Here is a 21,087-nt window from a genome sequence, read left to right on the forward strand (position 1 = left end):
ACATGTACGTGAACGTCGTGCGTCACCATGACCGAAGATGCGAACGCGCGGCCACACTTGTGGGGAAGGGTGGGGTCGCAACGTTCGCGACGGTCATGCTGATGAACGGACCGTAGGGGGTAAGCGCTTTCTAGTCAACGTCTCGCGCGGAGGTCCGCCTCACATGCCCCAGCCGTACTGCTCCGGCATCCGGGCATCCGCGCCGAGCTCCCGCGCGGCGTGCTGGGCCCAGGACGGGTTGCGCAGCAGCTCCCGGCCCAGCAGTACCGCGTCGGCCTCGCCGTTGGCCAGGATCTTCTCGGCCTGCTCGACTTCGGTGATCAGTCCGACGGCGGCGACCGGCAGCGCGCTCCCCGCCTTCACGCGGGCGGCGAACGGGACCTGGTAGCCGGGCGCGGTCGGGATCCGGACGCGCGGGACGTTGCCCCCGGTGGAGACGTCGAGGAGGTCGATGCCGTGGGCCCGCAGGTCGCCGGCGAAGCGGACGGTGTCCTCCGGAGTCCAGCCGCCCTCCTCCAGCCAGTCGGTCGCCGAGACGCGGAAGAACAGCGGCTTGTCGTCGGGCCAGACCTCCCGGACCGCGTCGACGACCTCCAGGGCGAACCGGGTGCGGTTCCCGTAGGAGCCGCCGTAGGCGTCGGTGCGGTGGTTGGAGTGCGGCGACAGGAACTCGTGGATCAGGTAGCCGTGGGCCCCGTGGATCTCGGCGATCTCGAAACCGGCGGCCAGCGCCCGGCGTGCGGCGTCCGCGAACCGGCCGACGGCCTCATGTATCTGCGGGACCGTCAGTTCCGTCGGCACCGGGTGCCGCTCGTCGAACGCCAGCGCACTCGGGGCCAGCGGCTGCCAGCCGTACGCGTCCGGTCCCACCGGCGCTCCGCCCTTCCAGGGCCGCGCGGTCGACGCCTTGCGGCCGGCGTGGGCGAGCTGGACCGCGGGAACCGTGCCCCGGGAGCGCAGGAAGCCCGTGATCCGTCGGAACGCCTCGACCTGTGTGTCGTTCCACAGTCCGAGGTCCTGCGGGGAGATGCGGCCCTCGGGCGTCACGCCGGTGGCCTCCACCACGATCAGGCCGGTGCCGCCCACCGCGCGGGCGCCGTAGTGCGCGAAGTGCCAGTCGCCTGGCGCGCCCGCCGAGGGGCCTTCCGGTGCGGCCGAGTACTGGCACATCGGCGGCATCCAGACCCGGTTCGGGATCGTGGTGTCACGGAGCTGAAGGGGCTGGAAGAGGGCGCTCACGGCGGGCTGCTCCCTGGGTCGCGGGACGGGACGGCTGGTACGGTAACTCTCGTAGTACGTCGAGTGTCAAACTACGTCGTCCTTCGTACAATGGGAAGCCCTCCCGCCCGGTGGGACCCCTGACGAACTGGAGTCGCCGTGCCCCTCGCCGCCACTGCCGCCGGCACCCGCGAGCTGCCCCACCCCACGCGTGCGGAGATCCGGCTCGAAGGGGTGCTGCACGCGCTCTCCGACCCGGTGCGGCTGCGGATCGTGCGGGACCTCGCCGCCGACAGCGGCGCACTCTTCGCCTGCTCGCACTTCGACCTGCCGGTCACCAAGTCCACCACCACGTACCACTTCCGGGTGCTGCGCGAGAGCGGGGTGATCCGGCAGACCTACCGGGGCACGGCCAAGATGAACGGCCTGCGCCGGGACGATCTGGACGCCCTCTTCCCCGGGCTGCTCGACGCCCTGCTGGCCGCGGCCGCCCGGCAGGTGGCCGTCGTCGGGGGCGGCTGACCGGCAGGGGTGGAGGCGCCCGCACCGGCGCGGCCTGCTCCGCTGACAGGGTGCCGAGTCCGTTGAACGAAGCGTGTTCCGTTCGTATTGAATGTGATCATTCGGTTACGTTGCGTATGTGCTCGAAGCATCCTTCGTTGATCGTTCTCTTCAGCTTTCCGACCGCTGTCCGGACGACGGTGAGATGTCCGTGCGCCACGCCTGGGTGGTGAGCGAGGGCGGCGTCACGACCTCGTGGTTCGACGTCCGCCTTGCCTTCGCCGACGGCGCCCGGGTGGACGCGCTCGCCGTGCTGTCCGGTCGGAGCGTGCGGGTCGAGGACGTGCGGGCCCAGCCGCCGCTGTCCCTCGACGACCTGGCCGTGCTCGCCGAGTGGCTGGAGGACCCGCTCTTCGAGGCCTGCGTGCCCGCCCCTGCCCGTGACGCGCCGGCCGCGTCGCGGCGGGCCCGGGCCGCGTGGCCGCGCGGGCGGGAGGAGCGCAGGCTGGCCGCCCGGGAGTACCGGGCGGCCAGGGCGGAGGGCGGCGATCCGGTCCTCGCGGTGATGAGCGCGACCGGGCACAGCAGGCGCAGGTCGCTCAGGCTGATCGGCCAGGCGCGCGACGAGGGGTTCCTGGCGCCGCGCCGCGCGCGGCGCTGACACGCGCCCCCGGGTCCGCGCCGCTTTCCGACCGCCGCCGCGTCACAGCATCGCGCGCATCCGTGAGATCTCGCTGGTCTGCTGGGCGACCACGTCGTCGGCCATCTCCTCGATCAGCACGTTGTTGCCCTCGGACTTCACGTCCGTGGCCATGCTGACGGCACCCTCGTGGTGAGTGATCATCAGAGTGAGGAAGAGCCGGTCGAAGGACTTGCCCTCGGCCGCGCGCAGCTTCTTCAGCTGTGCCTCGGTGGCCATGCCCGGCATCGCGGCATGGTCGTGTCCGCCGCCCGTCACCTTCTTGCCGTTGGTTTCGAGCCAGCCCTCCATCGCCTTGATCTCCGGCCCCTGCGCGGCCGAGATCCGTTCGGCCAGCTTCTTGACCTGACTCGACTGGGCCTGTTCGGGGACCAGTTCGGTCATCTCCAGTGCCTGGGCGTGGTGCTGGATCATCATGCGCGCGTAGGAGACGTCCGCCGAGTTGGGGGAGTCGTCGTCGGCTCGCTGCTTCTCGGCGTCCTCGGCGGACAGGGTCCGGTTGCCCTCGCCCGGCTTGCCGGGAGCGATCACCGAAGGCCCGGCGGCGGCCGGCGAGCCGGTGTCCGAACCCGAGTCGCAGGCCCCCAGTGCGAGCACGGCCAGCGCGGCCAGTGCGGCCGTGGCGAGCGACGCGCTGGACGACCCGGGGCGAAGGGACACGACGACCTCCTGTGGCTGGGGGCGCACCCTCCGGAGAGGGAAGCGGAACACCTTGTGGGCGCGATGACCGTCCTAGCACGCTTCCGCGCGTCAGTGATCAGAAAACTTCATTGCGTCTTTGTTGCCCCCTGTTGATATGAGCATGGCGACGACGATACTGCCGGAAGCGTGAACCGTTCCAACGGGAACGGACGTTGGGAGGAAACAGTGACCCTGTTGAACGACCCGCGAGCGCGGCGCAGACGGCTGGGGGTGGCGGCTGCGGCCGCCGGACTCCTGTCCGCCCTGCTGACCGCCGGCCCGGCCGTCGCCACCCCCGACCCCGGGGACACTCCGGCCACGTCGAAGGACGTGTCCAAGAGCGCGCTCGCAGAGGTGCGCGACGCCATCGAGAGCGGCGAGATACCCGGTCAGGACGAGACAGTCCATTCCGGCAACATCGAGCATCTGACCAACATCCCCAAGGACGCGCTGTCCGACTTCAACACGGACCTGGCCTTCCAGGGCCGGTACGCCTTCGCCGGGAACTACGACGGTTTCCGCATCTTCGACATCAAGAACCCGAAGAAGCCCAAGACCGTCGCCCAGGTGCTGTGTCCCGGCTCGCAGAACGACATCTCGGTCTCCGGGAACCTGCTGTTCCTGTCGACCGACTCCTCGCGCAGCGACAGCAGTTGCAACAGCACCACACAGCCCGCGACCGAGAAGTCCTCCTGGGAGGGCATGAAGGTCTTCGACATCAGCGACAAGCGGAACCCGAAGTACGTCGCCGCGGTGGAGACGGCCTGCGGTTCGCACACCCACACGCTGGTGCCCGAGCGCAACAACGTCTACATCTACGTCTCCTCGTACTCGCCGAACGCCGCCTACCCCGACTGCCAGCCGCCGCACGACGGGATCTCCGTGATCAAGGTGCCGCGCAAGGCACCCGAGCGGGCGGCCCTCGTGGGCTTCCCCGTGCTGTTCCCCGGTGAGGGTCCCGACGGCGGCGGCAACCCGGGCGGGCCCACCAACCCCGGTGTGTCCAAGACCACCGGCTGCCACGACATCACCGTGCTGCCCTCCGAGGACCTCGCGGCGGGTGCCTGCATGGGCGACGGCATCCTGTTCTCCATCAAGGACCCCGAGCACCCGAAGGTCATCGACCGTGTCCAGGACAACGTGAACTTCGCGTTCTGGCACTCGGCGACCTTCAACCAGAAGGCGAACAAGGTCGTCTTCACCGACGAGCTGGGCGGTGGCGGCGCCGCCACCTGCAACGCGGAGATCGGCCCGAACCGCGGCGCCGACGGCATCTACGACATCGTCGGCCGGGGTGATCACCGCAGGCTGGTCTTCCGCAGCTACTTCAAGATCCCGCGCCACCAGGCGGACACCGAGAACTGCGTGGCACACAACGGTTCGCTGATCCCGGTCAAGGGCAAGGACATCATGGTCCAGGCCTGGTACCAGGGCGGCGTCTCCGTCTGGGAGTTCACCAACTCCTCGCGGCCCAGGGAGATCGCCTACTTCGAGCGGGGCCCGCTGAGCACCGACAGGATGACCACCGGCGGTTCCTGGTCGGCGTACTACTACAACGGCTACATCTACTCGAACGACATCGCCAAGGGCTTCGACGTCCTCAAGCTCAGCGACCGGCGCACCGACCCGGCCGAGCGGGTCCGTCTGCGGGAGCTCAACACGCAGACGCAGCCGGACTACTTCGACTGAGCGGCCCGGTCCGTCCGGTCGGGCCGGTCCGGCTGATCCGGTACACCGGTCGCGAAGAACCGCGACAGGTCGGGGTCGCACGACGTCCCGCCGGGCGCCTCGGCGTCCGGCGGGACACCGAGCCTCCAGTCCAGCCGGTAGCGCTCGAACAACTCGGCGCGCAGCTCGGGCACCGGCATCGGCACCCCGGGCACGAGAGCCGCGAAGACGGCGCCCATCAGCTGGGCGCGCAGCATCGGGTAGTCGCGGTCGACGTCCTGCGAGCCGTGCCGGGCCACGGTGTCCCGCAGCAGCTCCGCCAGCCGGCGCTGTTCCGGGCACGGCACGAAACCCACCTCGGTCTGGAGCAGTCCCGCCATGTGCTGGCGCATGAGCACCGGCCGGTCCCTGGCCAGTCCGAGGATCGCGTCGATGGCCCGCGCCAGCCGCTCCCGCCCCTCGGCGGTGCCCGGCTCGCGCTCCAGCGCCTCCTCCAGGGTGCGGTGCATCAACCGGTGCACGGCGGACTGCACCAGCTGGCGTTTGCCGGGGAAGTAGTACGACACGAGTCCGCGCGCCGAGCCCGCCCGGTCCGCGATGTCGCCGAGCGTCGTCGCGTCGTACCCGCGCTCGCCCACGAGCTCCACCGCGGCCTGCAGCAGACGCTCCTTCGAGCGCCGCCGCAATTCTTCATTGACCGAGGCGCTGCGCGGGGACATGCTGTACTCCTGCGTTGACTGGCTGGCAGCCAACTATACTCGGCGCAGGCGGACGGGCCTCCGGGGTCCGCTCCGGCGACCGTCTGCCTCGGGCGACACGGGGGATCGTCCGAGGCGGACGGCATCATTCACTGGTTGCCTCGGGCTACGTGACCAGGTCCAGCACCGGCCGCAGTCCCGCCGGACGCTCGGCCACCGGCAAGTGGTCGACGAAGTGCACCCCGCAGCCGAGCGCCGCAGCACCGCCGTCCGCCCCGCGGTCGTCGCCGACCATCAGCGTCCGCCCCGGTTCCACGCCCAGCGCCGCGCAGGCGACGCCGAACAGCCGGGGGTCGGGTTTGCGGATGCCGTGCTCGTACGACAGGACGTAGGTGTCCACGAACCGGTCGAGGCCGTGCTCGCGGAAGACCGGCCGCAGGTCCCAGCCGATGTTGCTCACCACCCCCACGGCGATCCCGCGCTCCCGCAACGTGCTCAGCACCTCGGCGGCGTCGGCGTAGGGACGCCACGCGTCCGGCGACATGTGCCGCTCGTACAGCGCGTCGTGGAGGCCCGGGTCCGGCAGCGGCACCTGCCGGGAGAGGCCGGTGTACGCGGCCCGGTGCAGCGCGGAACTCTGGTCGCGGGTCTCCCACACCTCGGCGAGTTCCTCCGGCACCCGCAGCGGCAGTGCACCGCCGGGCAGCGCCCCCGCTCGCGTGAGAGCCTGGGCCGTCTCGGCCAACGCCGGTGCGGGGAGGTCGAGTCCGGCGTCGGCGAGGGCCGCGCGCAGCCAGGCTCGGGTGGATTCGATGCGGAACAGGGTCCCGGAGAAGTCGAACAGCACGGCGGTCATGGGCCGGATCCTAGGGGTCCGACGGGGCTCATGGGATGCCGGCGCCGGTGCACCAGTACCGCGAGCGCCACGACCAGGGCGCCCAGGAGCCAGCCGCCGAGGACGTCCGTGGCCCAGTGGACGCCGAGCCACACGCGGGTCACGCCGACCCCGGCCACCGAGACCACCGCGACGGCGAGGCCGGCCCGGCGCAGACGGCGGCCGGCGCCGTAGCGGTGCAGCAGCCACACCAGCAGGCCGCACACGAACGTCGCGGTCATGGCGTGCCCGGAGGGGAAGGCCGCGTACTTCGCGGAGTCCACGGGGTCGGGCCAGGCCGGGCGGGGACGGTCCACCGCCGCCTTCAGAACCTGCTGCAGAAGGCTGCCCAGCAGGCAGGTCGCCCCCAGCCACACAGCCGTCCACCGGTCCGCCCTGCGCCACCACAGCCACAGCACCACCACCGCACACAGCAGACGCATCGTCCAGGTGTCCCACACCCAGTCGCTGAGGATCCGCACGGCGTGGGTGACGCCGCCCTCGTCGACGGCCCAGCGGTGGGTCGTGCCGGCGATGTCGTCGTCGAGGTCCATCAGCGGGTGCCACTCGACGGCCACCAGGGTGAGCAGGAGCGCGGAGCACACGGACAGCACCCAGCCGACGCGGAGCGCGGTGCGCGGCTGCGGCGGGGCGGGCGGGGAGTCGACCGGCGGCGTCTGCATGCTGCGATACTCGCCGAACCGGTGGTTCCGGGGCCAGTTCCCCGGCTAGCCCAGCGCCCGCAGCCCCGGTGCGAAGGCCACCAGGACCGGCACCGCAGGCACCAGTGCCGCAGCGGCCGTCAGCCGCAGCCTCCGGCCCGCGGTCAGCCGGTTGGGCGGGGTGAGCAGGCGGTGGACCCGCTGCGGGACGTGGGCCTGCGCGGTCGGGCACGGGCCGAAGACGCCGCGGTCCTCGTTGAGTTCGACCAGGGCCAGGGCGGTCGTCAGCCGGCCGAAGCGGCGGGAGGCCACGTCGTCGGCGGCGAGTTCGACCAGGCGGTGCATCTCGTCGCGGAAGGCCGCGAAAACCGGAACCTGCGGGAAACCGTCCGCCAGCGCGGTGGAGCAGTTCAGCAGCCAGTCGTGCCGCGCCTGCGCGTGCCCCTTCTCGTGGGCGAGGACCGCGTCCAGCTGCCGGCCCTGGAGGCGGCGCAGCGCCGCGGTGGTGACCACCAGCTGCGGGGGAGTGCCGGGCAGCCACCAGGCGTCCGGCCGCTCGCCCTCCAGCACGACGAGCCGTCCCGGGCCGGGCTCCTCGCCGGGGAGCAGCGGGGCGCGATGCCTCAGCTCCGCCCGGCGCAGCCGGCGCCGGGAGCGGGCCCGTACGACCTCCCGGGCCAGCATCGCGACGCTCCACAGTCCACCGCAGGCCAGCGTGACGGCGGTCGTGTCCGCCCAGAGGCCGGACGTGCCCAGCGCGTAGGCCTCGACCACCGGGCCGGGGGCGGTCGCGAAGACGGGTCCGCCGACCGCGTGCCAGGCCGCCGCCGCGCTCAACGTCATCGACAGCGCGCAGCACACGATCACCGCCGCCACCACGCACTGCCAGACCCACAGCGCGACCACCGGTTCGCGATCGGGCCAGTCGGCCCGGGCGAGCAGCCCGGGGGCGAGCACGGCGGTCAGCGCGCCGAGCAGCAGCAGTGCCGCGGGGAGAATCATGGGTGCAGCCTATGAGCGCCGCTCCGTCGGCAGTGCGGCCCGAGGCGCAAAGTGACGCAGGCAACGACTGCGCACGGCGAACCCCGGGCAGCCCGGACCCCGGGACCGCCGGGTCCCGGCCGGCGGCGTCACAGCGGCAGCAGCATGGCCAGCATCCCGATCGCCATGGAGAGGCGGCAGGCCCGCGCCAGCTCCGGCCGGTCGCCCCAGCCGGCCGCCGGGCGGCCGGCGGTCCCCGTGCCGCCCCCGGCCACCGCCACGACGGGTATCAGGCGTACGCCGGTGAGCAGGACGTATCCCGTGAAGTAGAGCAGCAGCGCCCCCGTCAGCACCGGTGTGCCGGACGTGCCGTGTGCGTGCGCGTGGGCCGGGGAGCCGGTCATCACCGTCGCCATGTAGACCATCGCGGCGGCGCCCACGAGGTGGTGCAGATGGTGGCGCCCGGACCGGGCCGCCCACAGGGCCCGCAGGCCCGCGGCCCCGAACACCACCGCGTAGGCCGGCCAGACCCAGGCCGGCGGGGTGAACACCGCCGCGGGCACGGCCATGGCCGCCATGCCGAACCCCATGAGCGCCTCACCGCCCGCCGCGCTGCGCTGTTCCTCGACACCGCTGCGCATCCGCAGCAGGCAGTAGACGCCGGTCGCCGCGCACAGCGCGACCAGCAGCCATCCGGACGACGCCGGTCCGTGCACACGCACCTCCCCGTTCCGCGGTCCACGGTCCGTCAAGAACTGCCCGGCCGATGCGGCGCGCACGCGAGCGCAAGGGGGTACGCGGGGGCATTCGGGGGAGCGCGCGCCCGCGCCGGGGTGTGTCGTCGCTGGTCGGTGAGGTGGGCGAACTGAAGCCGGTATTTGATTTACAGGTAAAACACTTGTTAATCTCGTAGTCATGAGCAGTGCGACCCCCACCCCCGGCGCCTCACCGGCCCGACGTCTGTCCCTGGCGGGCGTGCTGCGCCTGCGCCGTCCCTCGGAGATCTGGTTCAAGCCCGCCCTGAGTTCGGTCGCCGCCGTCGCCCCTCCCAACCTGCTCCTGCTGGCCTTCGGCCGGCTGGACCTGGCGATGTACACGATGGCCGGGTCCCTGTGCGCGCTCTACGCCCACAACCGTCCCTACGCCGCCCGCGCCCGCACCCTGGCGTGGGTGGTGCTCGGCATGCTCGGCGGCGTCGCCGTCGCCCTGGTCACCGCCTCGCTCACCCGCGACGCCGTCGTCCTCGTCACCGTCGGCGCCCTGCTGGCCGCCGTGCAGAAGGTGCTGTGCGACGCCAGCCGTGTCGGCCCACCGGGCAACGTGATCCCGACCTTCATCAGCTCCGCCGCCCTCTTCGCCCCGCAGACCCTCGCCCAGGTCCCCGGACACCTGGCGCTGGCCGCCGCCGCGGGCGTCTGGGCCTGGCTCGTCGGCATGGCACCCGCCCTGGTCCGTCCGCACGGACCGGAACGCCGGGCCACCGCCCAGGCCCTGAACGCCGCCGCCGCGTACGCCGCCACCCGCGGCACCGCCGACGGCCACGCCTCCGCCCGCGCCGCCGGGTACGCCGCCGTGCAGGCCGCCTGGCAGACGCTGCTGTCCCTGCCCGCGACGGGGACCCGCGCCACCACCCGGCACGCCCTGGAACGCCTCGTCGTCCGCGCCGAGGTCGCACTGGCCGCCCCCGCCGACACCGACCCCGAGCGGCTGCGCGCCTGGGCCCACGCACTGCGCGGCGGCGGCCGCATCCCCCGCACCGGCGACGCCCCGGCGGACACCGACGAACTCCTCGGCGTCGACGCCGAACTCGCCGCCCGCCCCGCGCCCCTGTGGCGGCGGCTCGGCCCACTGACCCCGATCGCCGTGCGCACCGCCCTCGGCTGCGCGCTGGCCGGCTACGCCTCCCTCGCCCTCGGCATCGGCCGCCCCTACTGGGCCCTGGTCACCGCCGCCGCGCTCTACCAGGCCAACATCACCCTGACCTGGAGCAGGGCCGTGCAGCGCGTGGTCGGCAACCTCGCCGGCGTGCTGCTCTTCGCCGCCATAGCCCCGCTCGCGCACCTCGGGCAGGCGCTCCTCGTCCTGTGCTGCCTCGCCCTCAACTTCGGCGCCGAGGCCCTCATCACCCGCAACTACTGGCTCGGCAGCGTCTGCGTGACCCCGATGGCCCTGCTCGTCACCGAGTTCGCCGGCTACCAGGCCCCCGGCGACCTGATGACCGAGCGGGCCGTGGACACCCTCGTCGGGGCCCTGGTCGGCTTCCTCGCCGCCGTCGTCGTCACCAACCGGCGCGCGGGGAACCGCGTCGAACAGGCGGTGACCGCGGCCGACCGGGCCCGGGAGCGCGCCGCCCGCCTCCTCGCGGAGCCCGCCCCCGGCCCCGGCGCGCTGGAGGCCGCCCGCCGGTCCCTGGCCGCCGCGCTGACCGACCTGCGGGCCACCGCCGACGGTGCGGCCGGTGAATGGTGGGGACGCGCCCTGCCCCAGGAGAGGGTCGTGCTCGCCGAGCAGTCCGGACACCGTACGCTCGCCGAGGCGGTGCGACGCCAGGCAGCGCGTCCGGACCGGGACACGGGCACGAGAACGGAGGACGTACGGCCATGACCGCAACCGACGGGGGAGCCCACGACGCGGGAGCCGGTGACGGCAGGACGGGGCCCGGCGGGGACACCGTGGCCGCCGTCGTACGCCAGTGGCGTGCCGTCCGCCCGGACCTGGACACCGGACCGATGGAGATCATCGGCCGCATCAACCGCTGCGCCGCCCTCCTCCAGCAGGCCGAGGACGCCCCGCTGCGCCGGGCGGGCCTCAGCCGCGCCGAGTTCGACCTGCTCGGCGCGCTGCGCCGCACCGGACACGAGCTGACACCGGGCGAGCTGGCGCGGGAGACCTTCTCCTCCGGCGCCGCCGTCACCAAGCGCCTCAAGCAGCTCACCGAACGCGGCCTCGTCGAGCGGCGCGGCGACACCCGGGACCGCAGGGTCGCCCACCTCCGCCTCACGGACACCGGACGCGATCTCGTCGACGGCATCCTGCCGGAACAGCTCGCCTACGAGTCCGCCGTCCTGTCCGGCGTCGACGGACCCCGGCAGGGCGAGCTCGCGGCGCTCCTGGGCGGGCTGCTGGGCCAGCTGGAGGGCCGCCTGGACGCGCTGCGGGTCTGATCGGCCCTCGGCGCAGGACGGCGGCGGTCGCCGGGCGGGTCAGCGCTCGTCGCCCGCCCGGTACACGCCGAACATCGCGCCCTGCGGGTCCCGCAGGACCGCGATGCGCGGCCCGTCGGGCACGGAGGTCGGCTCCATGAGCACCGTGCCGCCGCCGTCGGTGGTGTCGACCGCGACGGTGTTCACGTCCGCCACCGCGAAGTACGGCAGCCAGTGCGCCGGCACCTCGTGCGGGAACTTCTCGTCCATCGTCACCATGCCGCCGAAGTCCGCTCCGCCGATGCCCCACTGCGGATAGCTCTGCGAGGGGGTGACGCTCCAGCCGAACACCGTCTCGTAGAAGTCGGCCGCCCGGTCGGGTTCCCTGGTCAGCAGCTCCACCCAGCCCAGCGAGCCGGGCGCGTTGAACAGCCCGGCCCCGGGGAAGGAACGCCCCTGCCACAGCTGGAACACCGCCCCGGTCGGATCGGCGGCCACCACGAAGCGGCCCGAGTCGAAGACGTCCGTGGGCCCCTGGAGAGCCGCACCGCCCGCCGCAGTCACCTGCCGTACGGCCGCGTCCGCGTCGCGCACGGCGAAGGACACGTGCCACGCGACCGGCTGCCCCGGCTGGTACAGCGGGGTCAGGGCGGCGACCGCCGCGTCGTCGATCCGGGCGATCGTGTAGCCGCCCGCCTGCTTGCGCGGGTCCGTCTCGGGGAACCAGCCGAACAGCTTGGTGTAGAACCGCTTGGCCGCTTCCAGGTCGGTGGTCCCGAGCTCCGCCCAGCAGGGCCCGCCGGTCACCGGTTCGTGGAGCTTCATCGTGGTGGCGTCCTTCCGCCGGGGCAGCAGACCGTCCGTCCCCCTCCAGCACGCTAAGGCCGGGCCCCGGCCGCGGCCATCCGGCGCGTAAGCGCCCCGCCCGCGGACCTCGCCTGCGGCTCAGATGCCGGGGCGGTAGCGCAGCGGATGCTCCGCGGGCACCTCCACCAGCACGATCCGGACGCCGTCCGGGTCCGCGATCCACATCTCCACCAGGCCCCACGGCTCCTTGACCGGCGGCCGCACGATCGCGACTCCCTTGGCGCGCAGCTCCGCGTGGGCCGCCGCCGCGTCCTCGACCTGGAGCCACAGGGCGAGCCCGGGGGTGACGGGGGCGTCGGAGCGCCCGGAGACCTCCAGGAAACCGCCGCCGAGGAAGTAGACGGTGCCCCGCTCCGGGCCCGTGCCGAACTCCCGGTGGACGGCGAGGCCGAGCTGCTCGCCGTAGAAGGCGCGGGAGCGGTCGGGGTCGGTGGGGCGGAGGAGGGTCCTGCTGCCGAGTACATGCACCATGCGTCCCGACACTAGTGGCGACCACCGACGGCGTTACGCTCATCGGTGCCGCGCCCCGACCCGCACCGCCCGAGAACGAACCGGAGACGCCCACCATGGACACCGCCGCCAGCCCACTGACCTACCGTGACGCCACCGGCGCCGACGTGGACGCGCTCGTCGCGCTCATAGAGTCCGCGTACCGGGGCGAGACCAGCCGGGCCGGGTGGACCACCGAGGCGGACATCCTGCAGGGGCAGCGCACCGACCCGCAGGGCGTGCTGGACGTCGTCGAGGCGCCGGACAGCCGCCTGCTGACGGTGGAGCGGGACGGCGGGATCGTGGCCTGCTGCCAGCTCGAGCACCGGGGGGCGCACGCCTACTTCGGGATGTTCGCCGTCAGCCCGGCGCTCCAGGGGGAGGGACTGGGCAAGACGATCATCGCGGAGGCCGAGCGGCAGGCCCGCGAGACGTGGGGCGTGACGGAGATGCACATGACCGTGATCTCCGTGCGCGAGGACCTGATCGCCTGGTACGAGCGCCGCGGCTACCGCCGTACGGGAAGGATGACCCCCTTCCCGTACGGCGACGAGCGCTTCGGTGTCCCGCAGCGCGACGACCTCGAGTTCGAGCTGCTGGTCAAGCCGCTGGTGTGACGCGCCGTTGGCCGCTCGGGCGACTCAGGCGACTCAGGCGACTCAGGCGGTGAAGCGGCCGGTGCGTTTGATCTCCGGGTAGTCGGTCGTCGCGCCGTCCAGGCCCAGGGCGCGCACCAGGCGCAGGTGGTCCTGGGTGTTCACGGTCCAGGAGAAGACCCGCAGTCCCGCCTTGCGGGCCTTCTTCACGATCTCCAGCGTGATCCTGTTGATGTCGAGGCACAGGGTCCGGGCGCCCGCCTCCACGGCGCGGTCCACGACCTCGGGGCCGTAGTACTGCGCGACCAGCGCGGTCCGCACCCCCGGCACCAGGCGGGCGATCTCGACGAGGGCCTCGTCGTGGAACGAGATCACCTCCACCCGGTCGACCAGGTCCCGGCGGAGCATCACCTCGGCGAGGACGCGCGCGGCCGCCGCGTCCTTGATCTCGGCCTGCAACGGTACCGAGACGGCGTCCAGCGCCTCCTCGAAGACCGGGATCCGCTCCCCGCGCCCGGCGTCCAGGGCGCGCAGCTCCTCCAGCGTCTTGTCGGCGATCGCGCCGGTGCCGTCGGTGGTGCGGTCCACGTCGGCGTCGTGCATGACGACGAGAGCGCCGTCCTTGCTCAGATGCAGGTCCAGTTCGACGACGTCGAGGCCGGCCTGCTCGGCGGCGACGAAGGAGCGCAGGGTGTTCTCGGGTTCGACACCCATCGCTCCGCGGTGACCGATGGTGAGGAAGTTCAAGGCTCGACTCGCTTCCGTCGACGTCGGCGTGGGCAGGGCGGCAGCCTAACGGCCCTGCCGGACCGTTTCCCCCGTGCCGCGCCGGGTATACGAATCCGGCGCTCGACAGGAAAAAATGCGGCGAAGTCCGGGGTGAGGCAGGATAATTTACGGAGCCACCCCTTGATTGGAGAAACGTCGTATGGCTACGGTGTCGTCACGCTAGCTTCTCCCGTGGAGGATGGGACATGACGGAAATTCTTGTGCAGGTGGGTGTGGAGGGCGATGTTCCTCCGGCGAGCAGGGTGGTCGAGCACCCGGCGTGGCCCGTGCTCAAGGATGCCGTGGAGCGGATCCGGCCATGGCAGTCCAAGGACGGGTCGATCGACTTCGACGCCGAAGGCGCCCCGGAGCGGGCCACCGCCGAGGACGCCGCACGCCGTGTCATCGAGGCCGTGCGGGAGCTGTCCCCGCTCCTCCCGCACGACCGCGCCTACCACGAGGCCCTGGTGACCGATCTCGGCCGCTGGGCCGACGACGGCTTCCAGGTGCCCGACTTCCTCGACTCGCTGCTGGCCTTCCAGCCCGCCGCGAACCGCGCGGACGGCCTCCAGCACCTGGTCGTCTTCCCGATGTACACGCAGAACGGCAACCCGGACCGCAACCTCGAAGCGGTCGTGCTGCGCATGGTCTGGCCCGACTGGCTGGCCGAACTGGAGCGCACCCGCTACGACAACCCGCTGTTCTGCGGCATCACCTTCGAGGACTTCACGGCCGGCTACGACACCAACTCGGCCGTCCTCTTCCCCGAGACCATCGCCGTGCGCGAGGCCCCCGAGCGCTTCTCCTGGGGCGGCATCTTCTGCGACCGCGAGGCCGCCCGCTTCCGCCGCGTCACCGAGGCCGCCGTGGACCTGCTGGGCCTCGAACTGCCCGAGGACGTCGCCGCGATGGTCCACGACCAGAAGCGCTGCGAGGAGGCGTTCGTGCTGTGGGACATGGTCCACGACCGCACCCACAGCCACGGCGACCTGCCCTTCGACCCGTTCATGATCAAACAGCGCCAGCCGTTCTGGATGTACGGCCTGGAGGAACTGCGCTGCGACCTCACCGCCTTCAGGGAGGCGGTGAAGCTGGAGGCCGACGGCGTCCCGCAGGCCCGCGACGTGCAGTACGCGGTGCTCTTCGACCGCATGTTCCGCTTCCCGGTGACCGGCGAGCGCGTACGCAACTACGACGGCCTCGGCGGCCAGCTCCTCTTCGCCTACCTGCACAAGCACGACGTCGTCCGCTGGACCGACAACAAGCTCTTCATCGACTGGCAGCGCGCCCCGCAGGTCACCAATCAGCTGTGCGCCGAGATCGAGAAGCTCTACCGCGACGGCATCGACCGCCCCAAGATCGTCCACTGGTTCGCCGGCTACGAGCTGGTCTCCACCTACCTCGCCCCGCACCCGGGCTCCAAGTGGGCCAAGGGCCCCGACGCCCTGGACCTGACCCTGCCGCCGCGCAAACTCGTCGATGACGTGCTTCCCGACGAGTTTCCGCTGAGCATGTTCTATGAGGCATTGTCCAAGAAGCTCAAGAAGGTGATCGCCGCCACCCGGGGCATCACCGCGGCCACGGACGGTGCCGAGCGGGCCGCCGCGTGAGCGAGGGCGGCGGCACGCCCGAACACGTACGGCAGACACAGGCTCAGCAGGCTCGGGAGGCGAGGATCATGGGGAACGGGGCGCTCGACGGCGCGGTGATCGCGGTGGCAGGGGCGGGCGGACCCGCCGGACGGGCCGCGCTGCTGCGGCTCGCCGAGGCGGGTGCGACCGTCGTCGGCGCGGACAACGACCCGGAGCGGCTGGCCGAGGCGGTGGACGCGGCGCGCTACGCACACGGCGGCGCCACCGTCACTGGCGAGACCGTCGACCTGCTGGACCTGGACTCCACCCGGGCCTGGGCCGACCGCACCGAGAAGGAGTTCGGCCACGTCGACGGCATGGTCCACCTCGTGGGCGGCTGGCGCGGCAGCAAGTCCTTCACCAAGACCGAACTCGGTGACTGGGACCTCCTGGAGAAGCTGCTCGTCCGCACCGCGCAGCACACCTCCCTCGCCTTCCACGAGGCGCTTCAGCGCAGCGACCGCGGCCGCTACGTCCTGATCAGCGCCGCGGGCGCGTCGCAGCCGACCGCCGGCAACGCCGCCTACTCCGCCGCCAAGGCCGCCGCCGAGGCGTGGACGCTGGCCATGGCGGACTACTTCCGCAAGGCGGGGGGCGAGCAGGGGCCGACGTCGGCGGCTGCGATCCTGGTGGTCAAGGCGTTGGTGCACGACGCGATGCGCGCCGAGCGCCCCAACGCGAAGTTCGCGGGCTTCACGGACGTGCGTGACCTCGCCGAGGCCGTCGCCGGCGTCTGGGACAAGCCCGCCGCGGAAGTGAACGGAAACCGCCTGTGGCTGACCGAGAAGCCGTGAACCCCCCGAAGACCGACGCGCGTCGCCATCACGACCCCGAGGTCCGCGGTTTCGCCAGCGACAACTACGCAGGGGCCCACCCCGAGGTGCTCGCCGCCCTCGCGCTGGCCAACGGCGGACACCAGGTCGCGTACGGTGAGGACGACTACACCGGGAACCTCCAGCGCGTGATCCGCAGCCACTTCGGCTCCGGCGCCGAGGCGTTCCCGGTGTTCAACGGCACCGGCGCCAACGTGGTCGCGCTCCAGGCGGTCACGGACCGCTGGGGAGCGGTGATCTGCGCCGAGAGCGCGCACATCAACGTCGACGAGGGCGGCGCCCCCGAGCGCATGGGCGGCCTCAAGCTGCTCACCGTCCCCACCCCCGACGGCAAGCTCACGCCCGACCTGATCGACCGGCAGGCCTACGGCTGGGACGACGAGCACCGGGCGATGCCGCAGGTCGTGTCGATCACGCAGAGCACCGAGCTGGGCACCCTCTACACGCCCGACGAGATCCGCGCCGTCTGCGAGCACGCCCACGCGCACGGCATGAGGGTGCACCTGGACGGCTCCCGGATAGCCAACGCCGCCGCCTCCCTGAACGTGCCCATGCGCACGTTCACCAACGCGGTCGGCGTCGACCTCCTCTCCCTCGGCGGTACCAAGAACGGCGCCCTGTTCGGCGAGGCGGTCGTGGTGCTGAACCGGGACGCGGTGCGCCACATGAAGCACCTGCGCAAGCTCTCCATGCAGCTCGCCTCCAAGATGCGCTTCGTCTCCGTCCAGTTGGAGGCGCTGCTCGCCAAGGACCTGTGGCTGCGCAACGCCAGGCACTCCAACGAGATGGCCCAGCGCCTGGCCGAGGGCGTGCGGGCCGTGCACGGCGTCGAGATCCTCTACCCGGTGCAGGCCAACGCGGTCTTCGCCCGGCTGCCGCACGAGGTGAGCGAGCGCCTGCAGAAGCGGTTCCGCTTCTACTTCTGGGACGAGGCCGCCGGAGACGTGCGCTGGATGTGCGCCTTCGACACCACCGAGGACGACGTCGACGCGTTCGTGGCCGCCCTCAAGGAGGAGATGGCGCGCTGACGGGGTCGGATTCGAGTGATGCATAGGTATGCGATCACCTGAAAAGTCATTGACTGACGGGTGATCGCTTTCCTATGCTCTGCGGCCATGGAGCTGATCCAGACAACCCCTGACCTGTCCGCCTATCTGGCTGCCGACGAGGCCGTCGACCACGATCACCCGCGCGTACGGGAGGTGGCCGGACGGCTCGCCAAGGAGGCGGAGGACTCGTATGCCTATGCGCGGCTGTCGTTCGAGTTCGTGCGCGACACCATCCCGCACTCACAGGACTCCGGGGACCCGCGCGTCACCTGGCGCGCCTCGGACGTGCTGGAGCAGCGCACCGGCATCTGCTACGCCAAGGCCCACGCGCTGGCCGCGCTGCTGCGGGCCGAGGACATCCCCACCGCACTGTGCTACCAGCGGTTCGACGTGGTGCACGGTCTGATCGCCGTACGCCTGGACGGTGCCTGGCACCGGCAGGACCCGCGCGGGAACAAGCCCGGCGTGGACGCGCGGTTCTCCCTGGGGCGGGAGCAACTGGCCTTCACGCCGGACCGCGCGGCGGGCGAGGCCGACTACCCGGAGCTCTACGCCGCACCGCACCCGGCCGTACTGGAGGTCCTCAAGGCGGCAGCCGACCGCCCGCAGCTGTGGCAGAGCCTCCCGGCCGCGCTCTGAGAACCCGGCTCAGTGAGCCTGGGCCGTGCGCAGCTGCTCCGGCGTCGGGGCCGTGCCGCCGAGGTGGGCCGGCATCCACCAGGTGTCGTCGGCCCCCTTGGGGCGCACCGGATAGGCGCGCTGCGCCGCCTCCAGCAGCTCCTGCACGCGCCCGCGCAGCCGCCGGGTGATGGCGCCCGCGTACTGCTCGCGCGAGGCCTCCATCGCCTCGCCGACCCGGATGGTGATGGGGGTGTGGCTGCGCTTGAAGTTGCGCGGGTGGCCCTTGGTCCACAGGCGCTGGGTGCCCCACAGAGCCATCGGCACCAGGGGGACGCCCGCCTCCTGCGCGAGCCGCGCGGCCCCCGACTTGAAGCTCTTCAGGGTGAACGACTCGGAGATCGTCGCCTCCGGGAAGACCCCGACGATCTCGCCGGACTTCAGCGAGTCGAGGGCGTGCGCGTAGGCCGCCTCGCCCTGCTTGCGGTCCACCGGGATGTGCTTCATCCCGCGCATCAGCGGGCCGGAGATCCGGTGCCGGAAGACCGACTCCTTCGCCATGAAGCGCACCAGCCGCTTCTGCGGCAGCGCGGCCAGGCCGTCGAAGATGAAGTCCAGGTAGCTGATGTGGTTGCTCACCAGTACGGCGCCGCCCGTGCGCGGGATGTTCTCCGAACCACGGCAGTCGATCTTGAGGTCCCACACCTTGAACATGGTGCGGGCGAGACCGATGACCGGGCGGTAGACGAGTTCTGCCATGGGCGGGTCGGACCCTTCCTTGTCAGCCTGGGAAGGGGGTTCCCAGTCGAAAGTTACGCAGCCGTAGGTTTTCGGCTTGTCGCCGATCGTGCCCCAAGAACGGCCGGTGTACCAGCCTTGGTGCCCGTGTGAGGAGAGATCCTCATCACTCGCCCGGCCGTTTCGTGGCCGAAACGCGACGGTCGGCGGGAATCCTGGCCGCCTCCGGAGCGCTGCACCCTCCGAGAACCGGATCGGCGGCACGCGGGTGCGCGTGCCCAGGGCGGCCGCGACGGCGGCGGAACGGGGGCGCGCTGGTGCGCGAGCAGGACGACGGCAGGCGGTCCGGTGCCGGTGCCCGGCGGCTGGATGCGGCCGACCTCGGTGCGGAACTCGGGGCCCGCGCCACGCTCGTACAGTTCTCCAGCGCCTTCTGCGCGCCCTGCCGGGCCACCCGGCGGGTGCTGGGCGAGGTGGCCGGCATGGTCCCCGGTGTCGCCCACGTCGAGATCGACGCCGAGGACCGGCTGGAACTGGTCCGCGCCCTCGACGTGCTCAAGACCCCCACCGTGCTGGTGCTGGACGCCGGCGGCCGCGTCGTGCGGCGCGCCGTCGGGCAGCCGCGCACGGCGGACGTGATCGCCGCGCTGGGCGAGGCGGTGTGACAAGCGCCACGCGAGCGGTGAGGTCTTCTCCACAGCTTCGAGATCCCGGGACGTAATTGACTGTGTGTGCCACCCGTCGCCAGCCCGCCCCCGTGCCCCGCTCCGGGCTCCCGGGGCCGAGGCGCAACGCAGAAGGACCACCCCGTATGACGGTCACCCCCGGCCTCGCCGCTCCGCGGCCCGCCACCGACGACCTGCTGCGGTCCGTCTTCCGGCGGCACGCTGCGGGTGTCGCCGTGATCACCGCGCGGGGCCCCGGCGGGCCGGCCGGTTTCACGGCCACGTCCCTCACCTCCGTCTCCGCCCGTCCCGCGCTGCTCTCCTTCGGTATCGGCACCGGCTCCTCGTGCTGGCCCGCGGTGTCCGGGGCCGAGCACGTCGGCGTCCACCTGCTCGGCGAGCACCAGGAGGAGCTGGCGGCGACCTTCGCCCGCAGTGGCGCCGACCGCTTCGCGGCTCCCACCGCGTGGCGGGAGGGGCCGGAGGGCGTGCCGCTGCTGGACGGCGTGCTCGCCTGGCTGGTGTGCCGGGTGGCCGGCCGGGTGCCCGCGGGGGACCACCGGATCGTGCTGGCGGAGGTCCTCCTCGGTGACCCGGCGGGCGCCGGCGAGCCACTGCTGTACCACCAGGGGCGTTACCGCGGTCTGCGCGACTGACCGGTCAGCGGGACGCCTTCTGCGAAGGCGTCGAGTTCCGGTTACGCTGCGTTGCGAAGGTCACAGTTCAAAGCGCTTGCTTAGCGGGCAGGGACTGGGTGTACTGACGAGTAATATTCCGGGCGGAGCGCAGGTCGCCCCGACCGGGATCGGCCGCTTGGGGCGCCTATGCTGCCTGCAAGAGGCAGCACTGAAATGTCGACGCAGTAGGAGAGCCGGCGTGAGCTTGAGGATCGTTGTCACTGTGAAGTACGTGCCCGACGCCACTGGCGACCGGCACTTCGCCGATGACCTGACCGTCGACCGGGACGACGTGGACGGTCTGCTCTCCGAGCTGGACGAGTACGCGGTCGAGCAGGCGCTGCAGATCTCCGAGAATTCCGACGACGACGTGGAGATCACCGTTCTGACGGTGGGCCCCGAGGACGCGAAGGACGCGCTGCGCAAGGCGCTGTCCATGGGTGCGGACAAGGCGATCCACGTCGAGGACGACGACCTGCACGGCACCGACGCCATCGGCACCTCCCTGGTCCTGGCCAAGGCCGTCGAGAAGGCCGGCTACGACCTGGTCGTCTCCGGCATGGCCTCCACCGACGGCACCATGGGCGTCGTGCCCGCGCTCCTGGCCGAGCGACTGGGCGTGCCGCAGGTGACGCTGCTGTCCGAGGTGTCGGTCGAGGGCGGCGTCGTGAAGGGCCGCCGTGACGGCGACTCGGCCACGGAGCAGCTGGAGGCGTCGCTGCCGGCGGTCGTGTCGGTCACCGACCAGTCGGGCGAGGCGCGGTACCCGTCCTTCAAGGGCATCATGGCGGCCAAGAAGAAGCCGGTGGAGTCCTGGGACCTGTCCGACCTCGACGTCGACGAGGACGAGGTCGGTCTGGAGAACGCCTACACGGTCGTGGAGTCGGCCACCGAGCGTCCGGCGCGCTCCGCGGGCACGATCGTCAAGGACGAGGGCGAGGGCGGCAAGCAGCTCGCCGCCTTCCTCGCGGAGCGAAAGTTCGTGTAACCGCCTGGCCGGCCAGAAGTTCATCCGAGCCCGGCCCCTCGC

At 72.1% G+C, this 21,087-nt stretch carries 24 protein-coding genes; 13 read left to right on the forward strand and 11 right to left on the reverse strand.

The annotated features are described in order from the left end of the window. Positions 1–159: 159 nt before the first annotated feature. On the reverse strand, positions 160–1,239 hold the full coding sequence (locus tag ACIQFU_RS15440) for an NADH:flavin oxidoreductase/NADH oxidase (RefSeq protein ID WP_402551775.1): 1,080 nt from the start codon (positions 1,237–1,239) through the stop codon (positions 160–162). Positions 1,240–1,377: 138 nt separating this feature from the next. Here ACIQFU_RS15440 and ACIQFU_RS15445 point away from each other — a divergent pair, with 138 nt between their 5' ends. Then, on the forward strand, positions 1,378–1,740 hold the full coding sequence (locus ACIQFU_RS15445; RefSeq protein WP_402551777.1) for a helix-turn-helix domain-containing protein: 363 nt from the start codon (positions 1,378–1,380) through the stop codon (positions 1,738–1,740). Between the two features lie 184 nt (positions 1,741–1,924). Continuing rightward, positions 1,925–2,380, forward strand: a complete 456-nt coding sequence (locus ACIQFU_RS15450) for a DUF6214 family protein (protein ID WP_402551779.1) — start codon at positions 1,925–1,927, stop codon at positions 2,378–2,380. A 42-nt stretch (positions 2,381–2,422) separates the two neighbouring features. Here ACIQFU_RS15450 and ACIQFU_RS15455 read toward each other — a convergent pair whose 3' ends face one another. Beyond that, positions 2,423–3,079 (reverse strand): DUF305 domain-containing protein, encoded by a 657-nt coding sequence (locus ACIQFU_RS15455; protein ID WP_402551781.1) that lies wholly within the window; start codon positions 3,077–3,079, stop codon positions 2,423–2,425. Between the two features lie 207 nt (positions 3,080–3,286). Here ACIQFU_RS15455 and ACIQFU_RS15460 point away from each other — a divergent pair, with 207 nt between their 5' ends. Then, positions 3,287–4,789: an LVIVD repeat-containing protein gene (locus ACIQFU_RS15460; RefSeq protein ID WP_402551782.1), complete on the forward strand. Its 1,503-nt coding sequence runs from the start codon at positions 3,287–3,289 to the stop codon at positions 4,787–4,789. Here ACIQFU_RS15460 and ACIQFU_RS15465 read toward each other — a convergent pair. From ACIQFU_RS15465 to ACIQFU_RS15485, 5 genes are all read right to left on the reverse strand, one after another. After that, positions 4,777–5,487 carry a TetR/AcrR family transcriptional regulator gene (locus ACIQFU_RS15465; RefSeq protein ID WP_402551784.1) on the reverse strand — a complete coding sequence of 237 codons (711 nt, stop codon included), beginning with the start codon at positions 5,485–5,487 and terminating at the stop codon, positions 4,777–4,779. The two genes, ACIQFU_RS15460 and ACIQFU_RS15465, sit on opposite strands and share 13 nt — an antisense overlap. 145 nt (positions 5,488–5,632) lie before the next feature. Continuing rightward, complete coding sequence (locus ACIQFU_RS15470) at positions 5,633–6,322, reverse strand: HAD family hydrolase (RefSeq protein ID WP_402551786.1); 690 nt, start codon at positions 6,320–6,322, stop codon at positions 5,633–5,635. Then, positions 6,319–7,023 carry a phosphatase PAP2 family protein gene (locus tag ACIQFU_RS15475; protein ID WP_402551788.1) on the reverse strand — a complete coding sequence of 235 codons (705 nt, stop codon included), beginning with the start codon at positions 7,021–7,023 and terminating at the stop codon, positions 6,319–6,321. Before ACIQFU_RS15475 ends, ACIQFU_RS15470 begins: the two co-directional genes overlap by 4 nt. 45 nt (positions 7,024–7,068) lie before the next feature. After that, positions 7,069–8,004, reverse strand: a complete 936-nt coding sequence (locus ACIQFU_RS15480) for a M56 family metallopeptidase (protein WP_402551790.1) — start codon at positions 8,002–8,004, stop codon at positions 7,069–7,071. Between the two features lie 128 nt (positions 8,005–8,132). Next, on the reverse strand, positions 8,133–8,699 hold the full coding sequence (locus tag ACIQFU_RS15485) for a DUF5134 domain-containing protein (protein ID WP_402551791.1): 567 nt from the start codon (positions 8,697–8,699) through the stop codon (positions 8,133–8,135). Between the two features lie 199 nt (positions 8,700–8,898). Between ACIQFU_RS15485 and ACIQFU_RS15490 the strand changes: the two genes are divergently transcribed. Beyond that, positions 8,899–10,587, forward strand: coding sequence for an FUSC family protein (locus tag ACIQFU_RS15490; RefSeq protein ID WP_402551793.1), 1,689 nt, complete (start codon positions 8,899–8,901; stop codon positions 10,585–10,587). Beyond that, on the forward strand, positions 10,584–11,147 hold the full coding sequence (locus tag ACIQFU_RS15495) for a MarR family winged helix-turn-helix transcriptional regulator (protein ID WP_402551795.1): 564 nt from the start codon (positions 10,584–10,586) through the stop codon (positions 11,145–11,147). The genes ACIQFU_RS15490 and ACIQFU_RS15495 overlap by 4 nt, the downstream gene beginning before the upstream one ends. A 39-nt stretch (positions 11,148–11,186) precedes the next feature. Here the strand turns inward: ACIQFU_RS15495 and ACIQFU_RS15500 are convergent, their stop codons facing one another. After that, the gene (locus ACIQFU_RS15500) at positions 11,187–11,951 is read right to left on the reverse strand and encodes a VOC family protein (protein ID WP_402551796.1); all 765 of its coding nucleotides are present in this window, start codon (positions 11,949–11,951) and stop codon (positions 11,187–11,189) included. A 120-nt stretch (positions 11,952–12,071) separates the two neighbouring features. Next, positions 12,072–12,464 carry a VOC family protein gene (locus ACIQFU_RS15505; protein WP_402551798.1) on the reverse strand — a complete coding sequence of 131 codons (393 nt, stop codon included), beginning with the start codon at positions 12,462–12,464 and terminating at the stop codon, positions 12,072–12,074. 95 nt (positions 12,465–12,559) lie between these two features. On the opposite strand from ACIQFU_RS15505, the gene ACIQFU_RS15510 reads away from it, so the two are divergent. Then, the gene (locus ACIQFU_RS15510) at positions 12,560–13,099 is read left to right on the forward strand and encodes a GNAT family N-acetyltransferase (protein ID WP_402551799.1); all 540 of its coding nucleotides are present in this window, start codon (positions 12,560–12,562) and stop codon (positions 13,097–13,099) included. 42 nt (positions 13,100–13,141) lie between these two features. Here ACIQFU_RS15510 and ACIQFU_RS15515 read toward each other — a convergent pair whose 3' ends face one another. Then, positions 13,142–13,825 (reverse strand): glycerophosphodiester phosphodiesterase, encoded by a 684-nt coding sequence (locus tag ACIQFU_RS15515; RefSeq protein ID WP_402551801.1) that lies wholly within the window; start codon positions 13,823–13,825, stop codon positions 13,142–13,144. 227 nt (positions 13,826–14,052) lie between these two features. On the opposite strand from ACIQFU_RS15515, the gene ACIQFU_RS15520 reads away from it, so the two are divergent. The 4 genes from ACIQFU_RS15520 to ACIQFU_RS15535 all read left to right on the forward strand — a co-directional run bounded on the left by ACIQFU_RS15520 (position 14,053) and on the right by ACIQFU_RS15535 (position 17,998). Beyond that, positions 14,053–15,456 carry a DUF6421 family protein gene (locus ACIQFU_RS15520; RefSeq protein ID WP_402551803.1) on the forward strand — a complete coding sequence of 468 codons (1,404 nt, stop codon included), beginning with the start codon at positions 14,053–14,055 and terminating at the stop codon, positions 15,454–15,456. A gap of 68 nt (positions 15,457–15,524) precedes the next feature. Beyond that, the gene (locus tag ACIQFU_RS15525) at positions 15,525–16,271 is read left to right on the forward strand and encodes an SDR family NAD(P)-dependent oxidoreductase (RefSeq protein WP_402551804.1); all 747 of its coding nucleotides are present in this window, start codon (positions 15,525–15,527) and stop codon (positions 16,269–16,271) included. Then, positions 16,268–17,338: a threonine aldolase family protein gene (locus tag ACIQFU_RS15530; RefSeq protein ID WP_402551805.1), complete on the forward strand. Its 1,071-nt coding sequence runs from the start codon at positions 16,268–16,270 to the stop codon at positions 17,336–17,338. Before ACIQFU_RS15525 ends, ACIQFU_RS15530 begins: the two co-directional genes overlap by 4 nt. Positions 17,339–17,425: 87 nt before the next feature. After that, entirely contained in the window at positions 17,426–17,998 is a 573-nt protein-coding gene (locus ACIQFU_RS15535) for a transglutaminase domain-containing protein (protein WP_402551807.1), read from the forward strand. Between the two features lie 9 nt (positions 17,999–18,007). Here ACIQFU_RS15535 and ACIQFU_RS15540 read toward each other — a convergent pair whose 3' ends face one another. Beyond that, positions 18,008–18,736 (reverse strand): lysophospholipid acyltransferase family protein, encoded by a 729-nt coding sequence (locus ACIQFU_RS15540; RefSeq protein ID WP_402551808.1) that lies wholly within the window; start codon positions 18,734–18,736, stop codon positions 18,008–18,010. A 296-nt stretch (positions 18,737–19,032) separates the two neighbouring features. Here ACIQFU_RS15540 and ACIQFU_RS15545 point away from each other — a divergent pair, with 296 nt between their 5' ends. From ACIQFU_RS15545 to ACIQFU_RS15555, 3 genes are all read left to right on the forward strand, one after another. Next, a complete protein-coding gene (locus ACIQFU_RS15545) occupies positions 19,033–19,380 on the forward strand; it encodes a TlpA family protein disulfide reductase (RefSeq protein WP_402551810.1) in 348 nt (115 codons plus the stop codon). A gap of 146 nt (positions 19,381–19,526) precedes the next feature. After that, positions 19,527–20,036 (forward strand): flavin reductase family protein, encoded by a 510-nt coding sequence (locus tag ACIQFU_RS15550; RefSeq protein ID WP_402551812.1) that lies wholly within the window; start codon positions 19,527–19,529, stop codon positions 20,034–20,036. A 220-nt stretch (positions 20,037–20,256) separates the two neighbouring features. Next, positions 20,257–21,045 (forward strand): electron transfer flavoprotein subunit beta/FixA family protein, encoded by a 789-nt coding sequence (locus ACIQFU_RS15555; protein WP_402551814.1) that lies wholly within the window; start codon positions 20,257–20,259, stop codon positions 21,043–21,045. Positions 21,046–21,087: the final 42 nt, after the last annotated feature.

The sequence above is a fragment of the Streptomyces sp. NPDC093065 genome (assembly GCF_044754585.1).
GTDB lineage: Bacteria > Actinomycetota > Actinomycetes > Streptomycetales > Streptomycetaceae > Streptomyces.

Coding starts and splice junctions, on each gene's coding strand:
- ACIQFU_RS15510 (WP_402551799.1), top strand. CDS start 12,560: ATGGACACCGCCGCCAGCCCACTGACCTACCGTGACGCCACCGGCGCC.
- ACIQFU_RS15535 (WP_402551807.1), top strand. CDS start 17,426: ATGGAGCTGATCCAGACAACCCCTGACCTGTCCGCCTATCTGGCTGCC.
- ACIQFU_RS15480 (WP_402551790.1), bottom strand. CDS start 8,004: ATGATTCTCCCCGCGGCACTGCTGCTGCTCGGCGCGCTGACCGCCGTG.
- ACIQFU_RS15505 (WP_402551798.1), bottom strand. CDS start 12,464: ATGGTGCATGTACTCGGCAGCAGGACCCTCCTCCGCCCCACCGACCCC.
- ACIQFU_RS15490 (WP_402551793.1), top strand. CDS start 8,899: ATGAGCAGTGCGACCCCCACCCCCGGCGCCTCACCGGCCCGACGTCTG.
- ACIQFU_RS15550 (WP_402551812.1), top strand. CDS start 19,527: ATGACGGTCACCCCCGGCCTCGCCGCTCCGCGGCCCGCCACCGACGAC.
- ACIQFU_RS15525 (WP_402551804.1), top strand. CDS start 15,525: ATGGGGAACGGGGCGCTCGACGGCGCGGTGATCGCGGTGGCAGGGGCG.
- ACIQFU_RS15540 (WP_402551808.1), bottom strand. CDS start 18,736: ATGGCAGAACTCGTCTACCGCCCGGTCATCGGTCTCGCCCGCACCATG.
- ACIQFU_RS15500 (WP_402551796.1), bottom strand. CDS start 11,951: ATGAAGCTCCACGAACCGGTGACCGGCGGGCCCTGCTGGGCGGAGCTC.
- ACIQFU_RS15465 (WP_402551784.1), bottom strand. CDS start 5,487: ATGTCCCCGCGCAGCGCCTCGGTCAATGAAGAATTGCGGCGGCGCTCG.
- ACIQFU_RS15450 (WP_402551779.1), top strand. CDS start 1,925: ATGTCCGTGCGCCACGCCTGGGTGGTGAGCGAGGGCGGCGTCACGACC.
- ACIQFU_RS15520 (WP_402551803.1), top strand. CDS start 14,053: ATGACGGAAATTCTTGTGCAGGTGGGTGTGGAGGGCGATGTTCCTCCG.
- ACIQFU_RS15495 (WP_402551795.1), top strand. CDS start 10,584: ATGACCGCAACCGACGGGGGAGCCCACGACGCGGGAGCCGGTGACGGC.
- ACIQFU_RS15470 (WP_402551786.1), bottom strand. CDS start 6,322: ATGACCGCCGTGCTGTTCGACTTCTCCGGGACCCTGTTCCGCATCGAA.
- ACIQFU_RS15475 (WP_402551788.1), bottom strand. CDS start 7,023: ATGCAGACGCCGCCGGTCGACTCCCCGCCCGCCCCGCCGCAGCCGCGC.